The organism is Massilia agrisoli, assembly GCF_020831365.1.
In the GTDB taxonomy this organism is placed as follows: Bacteria; Pseudomonadota; Gammaproteobacteria; order Burkholderiales; family Burkholderiaceae_D; genus Telluria_A; species Telluria_A agrisoli.
Genome location: NZ_JAJHPV010000013.1, coordinates 285,214 through 300,052 on the forward strand (window position 1 = coordinate 285,214; position 14,839 = coordinate 300,052).

Annotated in this window: 15 protein-coding genes; 1 reads left to right on the forward strand and 14 read right to left on the reverse strand. The window is 64.6% G+C overall.

Annotation, left to right across the window (positions count from 1 at the left end):
• Positions 1–30: 30 nt before the first annotated feature.
• Genes LMJ30_RS10205 through fliF form a run of 6 tightly spaced genes read right to left on the reverse strand, consistent with a single transcriptional unit; the run spans position 31 to position 6,503 of the window.
• On the reverse strand, positions 31–1,260 hold the full coding sequence (locus tag LMJ30_RS10205) for a flagellar hook-length control protein FliK (protein ID WP_229432241.1): 1,230 nt from the start codon (positions 1,258–1,260) through the stop codon (positions 31–33).
• A gap of 26 nt (positions 1,261–1,286) precedes the next feature.
• Positions 1,287–1,727 carry a flagellar export protein FliJ gene (fliJ, locus tag LMJ30_RS10210; RefSeq protein WP_229432242.1) on the reverse strand — a complete coding sequence of 147 codons (441 nt, stop codon included), beginning with the start codon at positions 1,725–1,727 and terminating at the stop codon, positions 1,287–1,289.
• 37 nt (positions 1,728–1,764) lie between these two features.
• Entirely contained in the window at positions 1,765–3,165 is a 1,401-nt protein-coding gene (gene fliI, locus LMJ30_RS10215) for a flagellar protein export ATPase FliI (RefSeq protein ID WP_307729293.1), read from the reverse strand.
• On the reverse strand, positions 3,165–3,830 hold the full coding sequence (locus LMJ30_RS10220; protein WP_229432243.1) for a flagellar assembly protein FliH: 666 nt from the start codon (positions 3,828–3,830) through the stop codon (positions 3,165–3,167). Before LMJ30_RS10220 ends, fliI begins: the two co-directional genes overlap by 1 nt.
• Entirely contained in the window at positions 3,830–4,825 is a 996-nt protein-coding gene (gene fliG, locus LMJ30_RS10225) for a flagellar motor switch protein FliG (RefSeq protein ID WP_229432244.1), read from the reverse strand. Before fliG ends, LMJ30_RS10220 begins: the two co-directional genes overlap by 1 nt.
• On the reverse strand, positions 4,818–6,503 hold the full coding sequence (gene fliF / locus LMJ30_RS10230; protein ID WP_229432245.1) for a flagellar basal-body MS-ring/collar protein FliF: 1,686 nt from the start codon (positions 6,501–6,503) through the stop codon (positions 4,818–4,820). The genes fliG and fliF overlap by 8 nt, the downstream gene beginning before the upstream one ends.
• Positions 6,504–6,742: 239 nt before the next feature.
• On the opposite strand from fliF, the gene fliE reads away from it, so the two are divergent.
• Positions 6,743–7,093, forward strand: a complete 351-nt coding sequence (fliE, locus tag LMJ30_RS10235) for a flagellar hook-basal body complex protein FliE (RefSeq protein ID WP_229432246.1) — start codon at positions 6,743–6,745, stop codon at positions 7,091–7,093.
• A 284-nt stretch (positions 7,094–7,377) separates the two neighbouring features.
• Here the strand turns inward: fliE and LMJ30_RS10240 are convergent, their stop codons facing one another.
• The 8 genes from LMJ30_RS10240 to LMJ30_RS10275 all read right to left on the reverse strand — a co-directional run bounded on the left by LMJ30_RS10240 (position 7,378) and on the right by LMJ30_RS10275 (position 14,536).
• Positions 7,378–8,139: a flagellar brake protein gene (locus tag LMJ30_RS10240; protein ID WP_229432247.1), complete on the reverse strand. Its 762-nt coding sequence runs from the start codon at positions 8,137–8,139 to the stop codon at positions 7,378–7,380.
• An 18-nt stretch (positions 8,140–8,157) separates the two neighbouring features.
• Positions 8,158–8,490, reverse strand: a complete 333-nt coding sequence (locus LMJ30_RS10245) for an EscU/YscU/HrcU family type III secretion system export apparatus switch protein (protein WP_229432248.1) — start codon at positions 8,488–8,490, stop codon at positions 8,158–8,160.
• Positions 8,483–9,574, reverse strand: coding sequence for a flagellar hook-length control protein FliK (locus LMJ30_RS10250; protein WP_229432249.1), 1,092 nt, complete (start codon positions 9,572–9,574; stop codon positions 8,483–8,485). The genes LMJ30_RS10245 and LMJ30_RS10250 overlap by 8 nt, the downstream gene beginning before the upstream one ends.
• A gap of 27 nt (positions 9,575–9,601) precedes the next feature.
• The gene (locus LMJ30_RS10255; protein WP_229432250.1) at positions 9,602–9,931 is read right to left on the reverse strand and encodes a flagellar protein FliT; all 330 of its coding nucleotides are present in this window, start codon (positions 9,929–9,931) and stop codon (positions 9,602–9,604) included.
• 1 nt (position 9,932) lies between these two features.
• Positions 9,933–10,373: a flagellar export chaperone FliS gene (fliS, locus tag LMJ30_RS10260; protein ID WP_229432251.1), complete on the reverse strand. Its 441-nt coding sequence runs from the start codon at positions 10,371–10,373 to the stop codon at positions 9,933–9,935.
• A 33-nt stretch (positions 10,374–10,406) separates the two neighbouring features.
• Positions 10,407–12,455 (reverse strand): flagellar filament capping protein FliD, encoded by a 2,049-nt coding sequence (fliD, locus tag LMJ30_RS10265; protein WP_229432252.1) that lies wholly within the window; start codon positions 12,453–12,455, stop codon positions 10,407–10,409.
• A 101-nt stretch (positions 12,456–12,556) separates the two neighbouring features.
• Positions 12,557–12,919: a flagellar protein FlaG gene (locus tag LMJ30_RS10270; RefSeq protein ID WP_229432253.1), complete on the reverse strand. Its 363-nt coding sequence runs from the start codon at positions 12,917–12,919 to the stop codon at positions 12,557–12,559.
• A 78-nt stretch (positions 12,920–12,997) separates the two neighbouring features.
• Positions 12,998–14,536 (reverse strand): flagellin N-terminal helical domain-containing protein, encoded by a 1,539-nt coding sequence (locus LMJ30_RS10275; RefSeq protein WP_229432254.1) that lies wholly within the window; start codon positions 14,534–14,536, stop codon positions 12,998–13,000.
• Positions 14,537–14,839 lie beyond the last annotated feature (303 nt).

Here is a 14,839-nt window from a genome sequence, read left to right on the forward strand (position 1 = left end):
GGGCAGGCCAGCAGGCCTGCCGTGTCCAGGTCATGCAAATGTGTCAACCATCCCCGGCAAGCCGCGGCTGTTCATCGGGCGTCCCGGCTGGTGCTCGGCAACATCCACCGCGCCGCCTGCCGTGCCCAGACGCGCACCCGGGCCGCTGCGGCCCGCCTGCTCGCCCTGGGCCTGGCGCTGGTCCGGCGTGCCGGCGTCGACCGTCGCGTTGCCCAGCGCGATACCGCTCTCGCTCATCATTTCACGCAGCTTCGGCATGGCGTTTTCGAGCGCCTGGCGAACTTCCAGCTGGTTGGCCGAGAACGCCACGGTGGCCTGGTCGTTAGTCACGCTCAGCACCACTTGCAGCGGGCCCATGTCGGGCGGGTTCAGGGTCAGGGTAGCGCTCTGCTCCTGCCCGGCCAGCATGAACACGATCTTCTGGCCCACCTGGTTATCCCATGCCGGCGTGCCCACCCGCGCTGCGATGCGGTCGGTGGCCACGCCCGCCGCGGCCTGCGCAATGTTCAGCGAGGCTTGCTGTACCGGGCCGGTCAATGGCGCCGTGGCGGCCTGGGCATCCTTGAGTACCGCCGGCTCGGCGCGTTCCTGCGTCAGCAGCTTGGCGAATGCGGACGTATCGACTTCCGCGTCCGGCTGGGTGGCGGCGGCGGGGACGTCTGGCGCCACGTCCGCTGACGGGCGCACTGCGCTAGTGGCCGCGCCGTCGGCGACGGGCTGTTCGCCCAGCGCCGGTGCGGCGCCTTGTGCAAACTGGGCGGCCAGGTCGATCGGCAGCGCGGCGCTGGCCTCGACGCCGGCCGCTTCCGCGCCGCCGGTAGCCACAGGAGCCGGCGCCAGGTCTTTTGGCGCCGCCTGCAGCTGGTTGAAGCTCGCCACCAGCGCCAGCATGTCCGTCACTGGCAGTTCGGATGCGCGTGCGGCCGCATCTTCCGCCTTCTCGGCGCCGTCCCTGGCAGCGGTCGATGAAGCGGTCGATGCCTTGTCCTTGCTGTCCGGTTTCGCAGCGGCCTGGCGCGCGGTCTCGGCTTGCGCCGGACGGCCAGGCTCCTGCTTGGCCGCGGCGGCTTTTTCGGCCGGCTTCGGCTGGGCGGCGGGCCTGGCTTGCGGCGCAGGGGCAGCGTTCTGGCGCTGCGTGATCTCGCGCGACAGGGCCTGGCTGAACTGGGCGCCGCCATTGTCGGCCTGGGCCTGGGCATTCTGGCGCGCTGGCGCCGGGCTGGCGCTTGAGAGCTGGGGCAAGAGGTTCTGGGTTTGCATGATACTGTCAGTCCGTTCGTTATGGGTCAGCGCTTGAAATGCGCCTGCCGTGCCGCGTGTTCGTCCATCGCTTTCTGGTCGCGCTTGTTCTCGATGCGCAGCGCTTCGGCCGCCGCGCGCTCGTTCAGCGTGCGGTACGACAGGCGCTTGCGTTCACTTGCCTGCCACGCCGTCTTCTCGATGCCGCTCTTGTACTCGGCATGCTTGATGACTTCGCGCTGGCCGTTGATGGCGTTGTCCAGCTTGTCCACGAAGGCCACAAAGTTCCGGTGCGCCATCGGGGTGATGCCTGCCATCTGGGCCTGCTCGAAGCGGTTCGCGTAGTCGTCGCGGTACCCCAGCAGCATCTGCAGCTTGGCTTCGGCTTCTTCGACCGCCTTCAACGCCGCGCCAAGGCGCTTGGCGGCGTCGTCGGTCTCGCGCTGTGCGATCTCGATCAGGGTGTCCAGGGCTGAGGATTTGGGCATGATGGATCAGATTATAGGTGCGGCCCGCGCACCCCAATCATTCGAACAGAGAGGTAAGTTGGCCCAAACTCTGCTGCATGCCGGTGTTTTCGTGGATTTCCTGGCACAGGAAGGACTCGATCTTGTCGTGCAGGGTAATGGCCTGGTCCAGCACCGGGTCGCTGCCCGAAGCATAGGCGCCCACGCTGATCAGGTCGCGCGAACGCTCGTAGCGCGAATACAGCTGCTTGAGGCGGCGCGCCTTCATCTGGTGCTCGTGGCTGGTAATGGTGTGCATCGCGCGGCTGATCGACTGCTCGATGTCGATCGCCGGATAGTGCCCGGCCTCGGCCAGGTGGCGGTTCAGCACGATGTGGCCGTCGAGGATGCCGCGCGCCGCATCGGCGATCGGGTCCTGCTGGTCGTCGCCCTCGGACAGCACGGTGTAGAAGGCGGTAATCGAGCCGCCGCCTTCAAGGCCATTGCCGGCGCGTTCAACCAGCACCGGCAGCTTGGCGAACACCGACGGCGGATACCCCTTGGTTGCCGGCGGCTCGCCAATGGCCAGCGCGATCTCGCGCTGCGCCATCGCATAGCGGGTCAGCGAATCCATGATCAGCATGACATTCTTGCCCTGGTCGCGGAAATGCTCGGCAATCGCCGTCGCATACGCCGCGCCCTGGAGGCGCATGAGCGGCGGGCTGTCGGCCGGCGCCGCGACCACCGCGGAGCGCGCGCGGCCTTCCGGCCCGAGGATCTGTTCGATGAATTCCTTCACTTCGCGGCCGCGCTCGCCGATCAGGCCCACCACGATCACGTCGGCGGTGGTGTAGCGGGCGATCATCCCGAGCAGCACCGACTTGCCGACGCCGGTACCGGCGAACAGGCCAAGGCGCTGGCCGCGGCCTACGGTCAGCATCGAGTTGATCGCACGGACGCCCACGTCCAGCGTTTCGGTGATTGGTGCGCGGTCGAGCGGGTTGACCGGGCGCGCGTTGATCGGCGCGACTTCGTCGGTGCCCAGCGGGCCAAGCCCGTCGAGCGGGCGCCCGGCGCCATCGACCACGCGGCCAAGCAGCTTTTCGCCGACCGGCAGGTGGCGCGCGCGGTCGCTCGGGCGGCGGCGCGGATGCGGAACGCTGCCCGGGCGCGGCACCGAGGCTTCAACCGGGAACACGCGGGTACCCGGCACGATGCCTTCGACATCGCTCTGCGGCATCAGGAACAGGCGGTCGCCCTCGAAGCCGACCACTTCGGCTTCGACGCGGGCGCCGCTCGGAAGGGGAATCGTGCAAGCGCTGCCGACCGCCAGGCGCAGGCCGACGCACTCCATCACCAGGCCGGCCACGCGCGTGACCCGGCCGCATACCTGCATCGGTTCGACAAAGCCCACCAGCGCGTCGCAGTCGCGCAGGTAAGCGCGCCAGCGCGCGGTGTGGCGGTCGGGCTGCGATGTCATCAGGCCAGCCACTCCACGTTCTTGCCGAGCGACTGAGACAGCCGCTGCCAGCGCGACGCGGCCTGCGCGTCGATCTGGTTGCTGGCGGTGTCGATCTTGCAGCCGCCGCGCGCGATCTGGGCGTCTTCCACCACGCGCCAGCCGCCTTTGTCGAGCTCTTCGCCGATGGCGTCGCGCACCAGGCCGATGTCGTCGGGGTTCAGCATCAGGATGGCCGGCTGTTGCAGCACCGGCAGGTATTCGATCGCTTCGCGCACCACCGGGATCACCAGTTCGGGCTTGACCTCGAGCGCGGTGCGCAGCATGCCTTTCGCAAGGTGCAGCGCCAGCTCCAGCACGTCGGCGGCGATGTTTTCGTCGGCCTGCGACAGCGCCGTGCCGAAGGTGAGGGCCAGCGCCTTCACATGCTCAAGTTCGGTGGCCGCTTCGGCGCGGCCGATCGCCAGCGCGTCGGCATAGCCGGCGGCGTGGCCTTCGTCGTAGCCTTCCGCGCGCGCCTGTTCGCGGATCTCGGCCAGTTCCTCGACAGTCGGCAGCGCGTAGGCGGGGTCGATGCTGACCGTTTCCGGTTGCGCGGCGGCCGGCGTGGCGGCAGGGCGCGGGTCGAAGGAATTCATCTCCCAGCGCTGGTAAGCGGTCTGCATCTCTTTTGGAATGGTAGCCATCAGATGAACGAATCCTCGCCCTTGCCGCCCAGGACGATCTGGCCTTCGTCGGCAAGGCGGCGCACGATCTGCAGGATCTGCTTCTGCTGCGACTCAACCTCCGACAGGCGCACCGGCCCTTTGGACTCGAGGTCTTCGCGCATCATCTCGCTGGCGCGCTGCGACATATTGCGGAAGATCTTCTCGCGCAGGTCCTGCGACGCGCCCTTGAGCGCGATGATCAGCATCTCGGACTGAACCTCGCGCAGCAGCAGCTGGATGCCGCGGTCGTCGATGTCGATGATGTTATCGAACACGAACATCTCGTCCATGATCTTCTGGGCCATGTCGTTGTCGTAGTTCTTGATGTTGTCCATGACCGAGCTTTCCTGGTCGCCGCTCATGAAGTTGAGGATCTCGGCCGCGGCGCGCACGCCGCCCAGCGACGACTTCTTGATGTTCTCGTTACCCGACAGGAGCTTGGTCAGCACGTCATTCAGCTCGCGCAGCGCGGCCGGCTGCACGCCGTCCAGCGTGGCGATGCGCAGCACCACGTCATTGCGCAGGCGGTCGGTGAAGTTACCGAGGATCTCGCAGGCCTGGTCGCGCTCGAGGTGGACCAGGATGGTCGCGATGATCTGTGGGTGCTCGTTGCGGATCAGTTCAGACACTGACGACGCATCCATCCACTTCAGGCTCTCGATGCCCGACGCGTCCTTGCCGCCCAAAATGCGCGACAACAGCACGGTCGCCTTGTCGTCGCCCAGCGCCTTGGTCAGCACCTGGCGGATGTATTCGTCCGAATCGAGGCCCACGGTCGAATTGAGTTCGGTCTGCTCGCGGAACGAGTCCAGCACCGACACCACCTGCTCATGCTGCACGCTCTTCATGGTCGCCATCGCGGCGCCCAGCTTGAGCACCTCGCGCGGGCCGAGGAATTTCATCACCTCGGCAGCTTCCTCCTCGCCGATGGCGAGCATCAGGATCGCTGCTTTGTGGATGCCGTTATCATTCATTTGCGCCTACCCATGCTTTCACTACGTTCGCCACGACGCGCGGATCGTCCTTGGCCAGCGTCTTCGCCATGGCCAGGTTTTCGCGGTAGCCGCGCGCGATATTCGTCTCTGCCTCTTCCAGCTGGATGCGCTGGACTTCTGCCTGCACCGCTTCTTCCTTGGTCATTTCCGATTCCGCCGGCAGCGGCGGAACCTCGGTAATCTCGTCGAACCTGCGCAGCACCGGGCGCAACAAGGGGCGCAGCAGGCGGAAGTACAGGAAGCCCAGCACCAGCGCCAGCAGCAGGTAGCGGCCCAGCTCTTTCGCCAGCGGCAGGTTGGCCGGGTCCTTCCACCAGTCCAGCTGCGCTTCCGGCGTGGCCGGCTTGTCGACGCCGTCGAACGGCGCATTGGTGACGTTGAGCGTATCGCCGCGCGCCTGCGAGTAGCCCATCGCTTCCTTGACCAGGTCATTGATCTGCGCGACTTCGGCCGCGGTGAGGGCCTTGACGGTGACCTTGCCGGTCTTCGCATCGACGATGCGGCGGTAGTTTACCAGCACGCCGACGGTCAGGCGCTTGATGCCGCCCATCGGCCGCTGCTCGTAGCGCACGGTCTTGTCGACTTCGTAATTGGTGGTCGAATCCTTGCGGGTCGGGCCGGCATTAGGCGGTGCGCCAGGTGCGCCGGCCGCGCCATCGAGGGGGGCGGTTGCGGCGCCAGGAGGCTGGTTCGACAGCGCGCCCGGCACGCCGGAAGCGTTGCCGCCGCCGGGACCATTCGCTTCCGACACCTGCTGGCTGCGGATCGCCGACGCTTCCGGCGGCGAATTCGGCTTGTAGCTTTCGGCGGCGGTATCGACCTGGGCGAAGTCGATATCGGCGGTCGCCTCGGCGCGCACATTGCCCTGGCCGACCAGTGGGGTGATCAGCGACTCGACCTGCTTGATGATGCGCTGCTGGATCTCGGTGACGTACTTCAGCTGGTTCGGGTCGAGCTGCTTGGCGCCGCCGGCCGGCTTGCCATTCTCGGACAGCAGGTTGCCGGCCTGGTCGACCACGGTCACGTTCGACACCGGCAGTTCAGGCACGCTTGAGGCGACCAGGTGGACGATGGCCGACACCTGGGCGATGTCGAGGACGCGGCCCTGCTGGAGGTTCAGCAGCACCGAGGCGGTAGGCTTCTGCTGCTCGCGCACGAAGACCGACGGCTTCGGCAGGGCCAGGTGCACGCGCGCCGAGCTGACTGCGGCCAGCGACTCGATCGAGCGCGCCAGTTCGCCTTCGAGCGAGCGCTGGTAGTTAACCTGTTCATGGAACTGCGACACGCCCAGCTTCTGGTTCTCCATCAGCTCGAAGCCGACGTTGCCGCCTTTCGGCAGGCCCTGCGACGCCAGCTTCAGGCGCGCATCATGCACATGCTCGGACGGCACCAGGATCGCGCTGCCGCCTTCGGAAAACTTGTAAGGGATCGCCATCTGGTCGAGCGACGCGGTGATGGCGCCGCCGTCGCGGTCGGAGAAGTTAGAGAACAGCACCTTGTAATCGGGCTGCTGGCTCCACAACCAGATTGCGGCCATGATCGCCAGCACAGACGCAATGGCAGCGCCGAGCAAGAAATTCTTGCCCATTTGTGTCTGTAGGAAGGTCGGCTTCGATTCCGGGCTATCTACAAGTTCATCCGCTGTTGCTGCTGCCATGTTGGTATCCGAGGTAATAAGGGTACCCAGACCTGCGAGGAATGGGGCTTAAGCAGGATTATGCTGGTGTACGGCAACAATCAAACGGGGGAACAGGGGGTGGATTAGGCCTTTCCTCGGCCTGAAATGCCTCTCTGGCACTGCTATTCTGGCAGCCTGAGAGAAGCGTGTACGCACATTGTACCCGCGCGCGGGCGCATCGTTGCAGCCCGCCAATGCATGAAATCGGAGAAAACAACATGGACGTAGCATCGATAGGGGCCGACCGGATCCAGGCGATGATGGCCCAGCTGAAAGCGGCGGCCACCAAGCCTGCCGGTGCGCCCGTTGCGCCGGTAGGGGCTGGCGGCGAAGCCCCTGCGGCCAAGGTCAACTTCGCCGACGCGCTCAAGAGTTCGCTCGACCAGGTCAGCGCGACGCAGACCAGGGCCAGCGAGATGGGCAAGGCGTTCTCGATGGGTGACGACAGCGTCAGCCTGTCGGACGTGATGATTGCGATGCAAAAATCGAGCATCAACTTCCAAGCCACGGTCCAGGTGCGCAACAAGCTGGTCTCGGCTTACCACGAGATCATGAACATGCAAGTATAAGGTCTGCAACGTTACCAAATTCGGGGTCAGACCACCGGCTTTGTGCAAATTCGGGGTCAGACCACAGGTTTTTTGGAATATTCCAAAAAACCTGTGGTCTGACCCCGAATTCGGCAATTCGAGCTGTTTTTTTGCACTTGTTTCCAAAATCGGGGTCTGACCCCGGTTTGGGATATTCGGCTGAACACCCGGGGTCTGTCGCGGGGACGGACTCCAAGCTGTTTTTTGCACTTGTTTCCAAAATCGGGGTCTGACCCCGGTTTGGGATATTGTGTGGGGGATTTTTAGCCGAGGCCGGCGAGGCGGGCGTTGCGTTCGCGCTCGAGCTTGGTGATGTAGCGCTGGATGTTGGCGAGGTTGCCGCGCGAGATGTCGATGAACTCGCAGCCAAGCCGGCGGTTGCTTTTGCTGTTGAGCAGCGTCAGGTCGAGCGAGTTGCGGATCCGCAGCGTCGTCGTCACCGTGCCAATCTCGGGCAGCTCGATCTTGCAGCCTTCGTAGGTGTTGCCGATCGTGTTGCCGAGCAGGAGCTTGTTGTCGAGGATGGCGATGCCGCCGCAGCTGATGTCCGCCAGCGGGAAGATGTTGCTGCCGCCGCCGAGCTCGAACGGCATCGGGACGACCGCGCGTACCGGATTGCTGACCGGGGTCGGCATGCGGTAGTACTCGCGCCGCTGCAGCCGGATCATCGAGTCCGGCAGGGCCATCTTGAAAGCAGGGTTGCCGCCGTGGCTGGCCGTTTGCACGCCTTGCTCGGCAACGAACAGGATGCGGATCTTGTCGAGCGAGGTTTCAAACGCGATGCGCTCGGCCGCGGCAATGCGGCGGTTTTGCTCGTTGTTGATCGAGCAGTCGAGGTAGACCGTGCCGCTGTCGGCGTCGACTGCCAGCACCGAGGTGACGCAGGTGTCGGCCTGGCCGCGGATCTGCATGGTGACCAGCTGGTTCTTTTCGCCGATATTGCGTAGCAGCGTAAGGATTTCCTTGCGCGAATGCACGCGGTAGTCATGCCAGTTGTCGAGCTCAAGACCGTTGGATTCTTGCATTTTTGTCTGCCACTGTTCTTATGGTGTGTCGATGAGCCGGGCAGTATCGGGTGGCGCTGGTCGGGCGTCCCCGGAAATTTTCCCAGATTCAATATGATATAGCCATGCCAGCAGTTCCGCAATCGCGCGGTACAGCTGCGGCGGAATCTGCCGGTCGAGGTCGATTTGCATGAGCAGGGCGACCAGTTCTTTCGATTCGTGCACGAAGACGCCGGCTTCTCCCGCCCGTTTGATGATTTCGCCAGCGAGCAAGCCTTTGCCTTTGGCCACGACCTTGGGCGCGGCGTCGCCGCCCTGGTAGGCCAGCGCAACCGCGCTCTGCTGCTTCTGCGTGGCGGGAAGGTCAGCCATTGCCGTGGTCCCGCGCATGCTGGATGTCGAGCGAGGCCAGCGGGCTGCCGGCGGCGCCCAGCGCGGCCGCCAGTTCGCCCGAGCGGGCCCGCAGCAGCGACCGCGTTTCGTCCGAGTCCGCCTTCAGCTGGATGTGCAGCTGGTCGCCTGCGATCACGACAGTGGCGGCAATGTCGCCCAGCCCGGCAAAGCGCAGGCGCAAGCCGCTGCGCCAGCCCGGCTCAAGGTCATCCGGCGCGCGCCCGCCGCCTTCCGGCGCATCCTTGTGGATTTCCCATTGCATGTCCTGGCCCGGCCAGACCTGGCCTTGCCAGGTGATGCGGCCATTTTCATGCGCGGCCAGTTGCTGGCTGATGAGCTGGGCCGCGGCCGGATCGGTCTCGGCCGCCATGCCCTTCGCCACGCCGTCGGCGAGCGAACGCTGCATCTGCGGTTCGCGCAGCAGCTCCGGCAGCGGGCGCTTGCCCTCGGCCCATTCGGCCACGTGCGATTCGTAGAACAGCCCGCTCTGGGCCAGCGCGCCTTGCAGCGCCTGGGCCAGCCGCGCCGGTTCCGGCGTCCCCGCGAGACCAAGCGGCGTCGCCGACCTGATCGCGGCCGCTTCCCCAGCGGGGCCTTGCCCGGCTGCCAGGATACGCGCGATGGTGCGCCCGGCGTCGCTGAGCGACACGTGGGCGTTGCGCGCGTCCGCCCCTTGCTGTTCGGCGCCTGGGGCGAGCTGGGCCTTGAATGCGGCGAGCGCGGCAGCGCCGGGCGCGCGCAGGTCGGGCAGTTCCTGGTGGACGAGGGTGGGGTGGATCAGTTGCCCGGCGCCGGCTTGCTGGAAGGCGGGACGGGGATGGGTGCTGACCAGGGTCATCGGCAGTTCGGTGCCGGGCTGGGTGCCGGGGGGCAGCGCCATGCGGGCGTTCTGCTCGGCCACGCGGACCAGGAAACTGCCGTCGGCCAGCCGGGCCAGCACGGCGACCGGCATCGACCGGCCCACCTGGGTCTGGAGCGCCCGTTCAAATGCTTCCTGGCGCGCATCGCCCACCGGCAGCGCCGGGATGGCCGGGGCGATCCGGTCGACCCCCTTGACGCTCATGCGCTCCATCGGCGGACCTCGCGGTCCTTACACCGCGCCGTAGGTGCTGGACAGGCGGCGCTGGGTTCCGGTGTTGCTGATCAGGGCGGACAGCTGGGCCATCCATGGCATGGTCAGGTCGCGGATCTTGCGGTCGTCGGCGAGCAGGCGCTTGATGTATTCGACTTTGCGCAGGCGGCTGTCGGCGTTCAGCGCGATCGCCGCTTCGTTCTGGCGCAGCGCTTCGACGCAGCCGGCGCAGCGGGTTTCCAGTTCGACCAGGCGGTCCCAGTCGCTGCTGCTGGCGGCAAGCACCATCTGTTCGGTCAGGCCGACCATCGATTCATACATCGATAACACTTCTTGGCTGGTCATCATGTCAGGCACTCGCAAGGACAGGGGCGTTGGACTGCTCGGCAGCCGGGGGCGGCGTGGCGCCAATGGCGTTCCACGCGTCGCGCAGTTCGGTCAGCAGGCGCAGCACTTCTTCCAGCACTTCCGGCTGGTTGTTCAGGTTGGCCGTCAGCAGGCGGCGGCCCATGTATTCGTACAGCGAATCGAGCCCTTCGGCGATCTGGCCGCCGACTTCGCGGTCCAGGCTGGCGCGCAGGCCGTTTTCGATGATCTGGATCGCTTTCGAAATCGCCGCGCCTTTTTCCGGGATGTTGCCCGCCTTCATATGAGTCAGCCCGTTGCGCACGGCCGTCAGGGCGCCGTCGTACAGCATGACGATCAGTTTGTGAGGGCTGGCCGCCATCACGCCGGTTTCAACACCGACCTTGGCGTAGGCATTCGCGCCGCTTTTCATTGATCCGAACATAGTATTCCTTCCAAATGCTGTGTTATCCGCTGCTTAGCTGGATGACAACGAACTCAGTTGAGCCAATTGTTGCGTTAAATAATTGCTTGTCGTTGTCATGCGGGCGATTGTTGCGTCCAGCGCATTAAATTGCGCACGCAGGCGTTTTTCGATCCCCGTCAGTTTCAGGTTCATCGCATCGCGCGACTTGCCGATGTCCTTGATGCTGTTCTGCAGGCTGTTGGTCTGGCCGTTGATCAGGCCCGACGCCCCGGTGAAGTTCTCGACCAGCTTGGTCAGGATGTCGGCATAGCCCTGCGAGAAGCTGACGGTGCCCCGGTCCGCTGGCACCGGTCCGCCAGTAATTTCGATCTTCAGGCCCGACAGGGTGGAGCCGACGCCGGCCGTGAGCAGCTGGCCGGAACCGGTGGCAGGGACGCCGTCGATGGTGCCGGCCACATCGACGCCATCGGTGTCGGTCTGGGTACCCAGCAGGCCGGCCGCGGCGCTGCCGCTGACGTCCACTTTCGACGCCGAGCCGTAGCGGTTCGACATGATCGTCAGCTTGCCGTCGACATCGGCGCTGACCGCCACCGTCACCCCCGCCGCCTTGAATTCGGAAGCGCCGTTGATCGTCGTCTGCAGGTAGGCGGCAAGCGACGTGGCGGTGTAGGTGTTGGGCGCCAGGGTCAGGCTGGTGCTGATGCCGTCGACGCTCATGTTCAGCAGGTCGTTGGCGCCGGCGGTGATGGTCAGCCCGGCCGGGTCGCTGCCGCTGACCTGGCCGCGGGTAGCCAGGGCGCTGACGTGCAGCGCGCCTGAGCCTGGCTTGGTGAGCGAACTGGAACCGATGAACTTGACCAGGCTGTCGGTCGAGGTGCCGATCGAGGCGAACAGCCCGGCCAGGTCGTTGAAGCTGGTGTCGATCGCCTTGGTCAGCTTGGCCGAGTCGAGCGCCATCGAGCCGTCGCGCTGGAAGGTCACCCCGATCTGGGTCAGGTTGTTGAGCGCGCCGCCGGCGCCGCTGAGGGTCTCGCCCAGCATCGAGCGCACCTGCGCCTGGATGTTGCGTACCGACGCGTCGCCCAGCAGGGCGCCGCCGCTCCTGGTGGCCGGGTCGTACGCGGTCAAGGTCTTGATCGTCTTGTCGAGGTCGTTGTAAGCCTTGACCAGCGAGGACACGCCGTTCTGGATTGCGGCGGTGTCGCGCGACACGTTGACGGTGGTGGTGCCGATCTTGTTGATCGTCAGGGTCACGCCCTGGATCGCCTCGCTCACCGACTTGTTGCGCGCGGTAACGGCGATGCCGTTGACGGTCAGCGCCGTATCCTGGGCGGCGGTGCTTTGGGTCATTTTCTGGGCGCCGGCCGGATCGTAGGCCAGCAGGTCGGCCAGCGCGGTATCGCCCACCGGCGCGGCGGCGTCGCGCTCGACCGAAATCTTCATGCTCGAGGTTGCGCCGGTCGCGTTCGAGGTCATCACCAGGTGGTGGGGGTTGCCGCTGCCGTCGGAAACGATGGTGGCAGTCACGCCAAGGTTTGCCTTGTTGACCGCATCGCGGATGCCTTGCAGCGAGTTGTTGCTGCTGTCGATGACGACACTGCCGCCAGTCTGGGTCGCGTCCTGGGCAAACGCCGGGTCGGGCGGCACCGCGGCGGGATCATTGACATAGACGCCGTTTTGCAGCTTGCCGCCGGTGATCGTGCCGAACTGGAAGGTCAGGGTGGTCTTGGCGCCGTCGCCGATTGGGGCGGTGCTGGTGGCCTGGCCCGCCGTCGCAATGGTTTGCGCCTGCGCCAGCTTGGTGACGTCGACCGTGTACGAACCGGCAACGGCCTTGTTGGTAGCCGAGCCGCTCAGGATGGTGGCGTCGGACGCGGTCGCATTCACGCCCTGGAACTTGGCAGGCAGCTTGAGCGCATCGAGCGCGCTCTGGAAGGTACTGAGGGCGCCCTTGAGCGTGCCGAAAGCGGAAACTTTCGCGAGGTAGGCGGCTTCCTTCTTGGCAAGCGTATTCAACGGCTGCGCTTCGACTGCCATGAGCTGGCTGACGATGCTGTTGACGTCGAGATTAGAACCGATGCCGGGTGATGAGATGGCCACTGCGCCTCCTGCGGAAAACAATAATGTAAATTATTATCGGCAGGGTTTAACCCGACTTTAGAGGGTATATTCCCTGCCAGTTCGGGTGTTCGGCATATCTGTCAGGCTTTTTGCCTTATCAGCAAGCCTTGCAGGCGGTCAAGCGCCTTGGCGATTTCCAGCGCTTCCACGCTCGGCATCTGGCGGATCACTTCCTTGGTGTCCATATCGACCACTTTGACGACCGTGCGCTTGCTGTCGGCATCGATGGAAAATTCCAGGCTCGGCGACATCGCCTGCACGGTCTTGTTAATGGTCTTGAGCGCGTCGGCGACTTCGGCCTGGGCTGGCTCGGCATCGACAGCGGCAACTGGATTGCGCGTTTCAAACTTCACCGGCGGCGCCGCCGGCGCACTGACCGGCGCTGCCTGGCGGTCGTAGGGTTCGGTTTTTGGCGTCATACCGCCAAATGGCTGGACTTGCATGGCGATCTCCTCAACGAAAAATTCCCCGGACGGTGAAAACCGACCGGGGAGTGCATCAAGCTACGATGGGATTACTGATTAACCACGCAGCAGGGACAGTACGCCGTTAGGCAGCGAGTTAGCTTGCGCCAGCATCGCGGTACCTGCCTGCTGGAGGATCTGGCCGCGGGTCAGGTTGGCCGTTTCCGCTGCGAAGTCGGTGTCCTGGATGCGGCTACGTGCGCTGCTCAGGTTTTCCGACGTTGCTTGCAGGTTGCTGATGGTGTTGGTGAAACGGTTCTGAACCGCACCCAGCGACGCACGAGCGTTGCTGATGTTGGCCAGGGCTGCATCGATCACCTTCAGTGCATCGTTAGCGCCGCTTGGGATGCCGTTGGTCATGGCGGTCACGTCGATCGACGATACCGACGACAGGGCGCTGCCCTTGACGGTGGTGTCATCCAGAACGCCAGCCGAGTCGCCGGTTACCGTAAAGGCGGTCGACGAGCTGAACGAGATTTTCGCGCCGACCGTGGTCTGCTCGGTATCAGCGGCCAGGGTCTGGGCAACCGCCGAACCACCTTCGGTAGCGGCCGCGCCGGTTACGGTGATCGCGTTGTTGGTGGTTGCATCGTTGTTACGCACGCCGATGTCGTAGCCCTTGTCCTGGGTCAGCTTGATCTCGCCGGTCGACAGGTCGGCAACAGCGGTGATGCCGGTCGAACCAGTCTGGTCGTTGATTGCTTTTGCCAAGGCGCCAACATCTTTGCTGTTCGAGAGCGTGGCGCCAACCGTGATCGGGTTTGCCGAGCCGTCGGCTTTCGGCGCGCCCTGCAGGGTCAGCGATACGCCGCCGGCGACGAAGCCGCTCAGCGTGGCCTGGGTGGTCGCGCTGGCAGTGACGCCAGTCAGGCCAGCAGCAGCGTTGACTGCATCAGCGATGACCTTGCCCGAGTCGCCATCGGAGATCGTGACCGAGGTCGAAGCGCCATTGCCTTGGATGTCGAGGGTGCCGGCCGAGACGCCGTTTGCCGACATCATGTTAGCGGTTGCGCCGCTGGTTGCCATGGTTGCGGTGGCCGTTGCATCGACCATAACGCCGCCGGTGTTTTTAGCCAGCGTGTTGTTGCCGATTGCCGAAGCCTGGGCGCTGCCGATCGAGAAGTTGATCGTCTGGTTGGCGTTGGCGCCGACCTGGAACTGGGCGTTGTTGAGGGTGCCGTCGAGGACGTTCTGGCCGTTGAACTGGGTGGTGTTAGCAACGCGGTTCAGTTCCTGTTGCAGCTGGGAGACTTCCTGCTGAACCGAAGCGCGGTCCGATGCCGAGTTGGTGCCGTTCGCTGCCTGTACCGACAGGGTACGCATACGCTGCAGCAGGTCGGTTGCCGTCGCCAGGCCGCCTTCAGCCGTCTGGGCCAGCGAGATGCCGTCGTTGGCGTTACGGGCTGCCTGGTTCAGGCCGTTGATCTGGCTGGTCATGCGGTCCGAAATTGCCAGGCCAGCTGCGTCGTCTTTAGCGCTGTTGATGCGCAGGCCGGAAGACAGGCGCTGCAGCGAGGTAGCCAGCGAGCTCTGGGAGGTGCTCAGGTTACGCTGCGAGTTCAGGGAGGCGGTGTTGGTGTTGATGGTCGATGCCATGGTATTTCTCCAGACTGGTACAACTAGTAATTCAGGGGTGGGCGACGTGCCGCTGTTCACCTTGGTGCGCTTCTGTGTTTTGAAGCGATCACACCGCAGTTGAATCAGGTAACGGTGGCTCCCTGAAAAAGTTGATGGAGAAAAACACTATTTATTTCATTTTTTTGCCCTCAAATTTCCTCAAGTCGCCCCGCTAGACGACAGCGAAATTGGAAACTTTAGGGTGAAATAAATTAAATTTAGGGCTGATGCGGCAGCAGAAATTCCAGCTTTGTTATCGGCCATGAAAGACAATATGAAAAC